Source organism: Finegoldia magna, from assembly GCF_018371055.1.
In the GTDB taxonomy this organism is placed as follows: Bacteria; Bacillota; Clostridia; order Tissierellales; family Peptoniphilaceae; genus Finegoldia; species Finegoldia magna_I.
On sequence record NZ_JAGYZD010000370.1, the window covers coordinates 1 to 1,080 of the forward strand.

1 protein-coding gene is annotated in these 1,080 nt (G+C 31.0%); it reads right to left on the reverse strand.

All coding sequences use genetic code 11. From position 1 onward, the window contains the following. Positions 1-27 precede the first annotated feature (27 nt). Positions 28-1,014 (reverse strand): IS30 family transposase, encoded by a 987-nt coding sequence (locus tag KHW44_RS09955; RefSeq protein ID WP_002843882.1) that lies wholly within the window; start codon positions 1,012-1,014, stop codon positions 28-30. Positions 1,015-1,080 lie beyond the last annotated feature (66 nt).

The window sequence follows — 1,080 nt, forward strand, 5'->3', positions numbered from 1 at the left end:
GATGAATTGTCAAATCAAATGCAACACCTATGGTAAGAGACCAAAAAGTTCTTCTATAGGTGTATTATATTTTATACATTTTCTAGGTCTATTGTTCATTAAATTTAAGTTATGATTTAAATCATCTATATCTACTTCTGATAAATCCATACCCTTAGGATAAAACTCTCTTAATAGCCCATTACTATTTTCATTTGTACCTTTTTGCCAAGCGCAGTAGGGATCACAAAAATATGTTTTGCATCCTAACTCTTTTTCTATTTTTTCGAATCCTGAAAATTCTTTACCTCTATCAAAGGTTATTGTTTTTACTAATGCTTTTGGAAAATCTTTTAGTGCATTGATTATTGCTAGGGTTACATTTTCTGACTTTCTATTTTCAACCAGGATTGCTATATAATATCTAGATTTTCGTTCTGCTAAAGTTACAAAACAATAACCACTTTTCCTTTTATGGTCGTTTCTGCCTGATTCTACAGTATCTCCTTCCCAGTGACCTATCTCTTGCCTTTTATATATTTCTTTAGGTCGTTTCTTAATAGTTCTGCCTTTATCATTGAATTTCCCTCTCTTTTCTGCTGGTCTTTTAAATTTTCCTTTTCTTCTCAAATTTTCCATACTGGTTTTTGGCACCTTTTTTGCGCGTATGAGTCTATATATAGTTGATGTAGATGGCATTTCATGAATCACACTTGTTCTTCTATTTGATATTTGTTCAGGTGACCAATGTTCGTTAATCTTTATAGTTAAATATTCAATGACATCTTTGGAAATATTACTTTTTCTATGGCAGTCCTTCCTTCTATCAATATATTTGTCGTTTGCCTTTACTGGGAAGTACTTAGTATAACTTCCTCTACTAACTTTTATTTTAGAAGAATTTCTTTTAATTTCACGAGATATTGTACTAGGTGACCTTTTAAGTGCTTGTGCAATTTTCCTTATACTCATTCCTAAATTTAAAAATTGATAGATACAAGCTCTCTCTTCTATGGTAAGATGGTTATAGCTCATAGTTAATCGCTCCTTTTAATATGTTTTGTTTGGTCACTTACATATTAACACAGCTGATTAGCTATG

Coding starts and splice junctions, on each gene's coding strand:
- KHW44_RS09955 (WP_002843882.1), bottom strand. CDS start 1,014: ATGAGCTATAACCATCTTACCATAGAAGAGAGAGCTTGTATCTATCAA.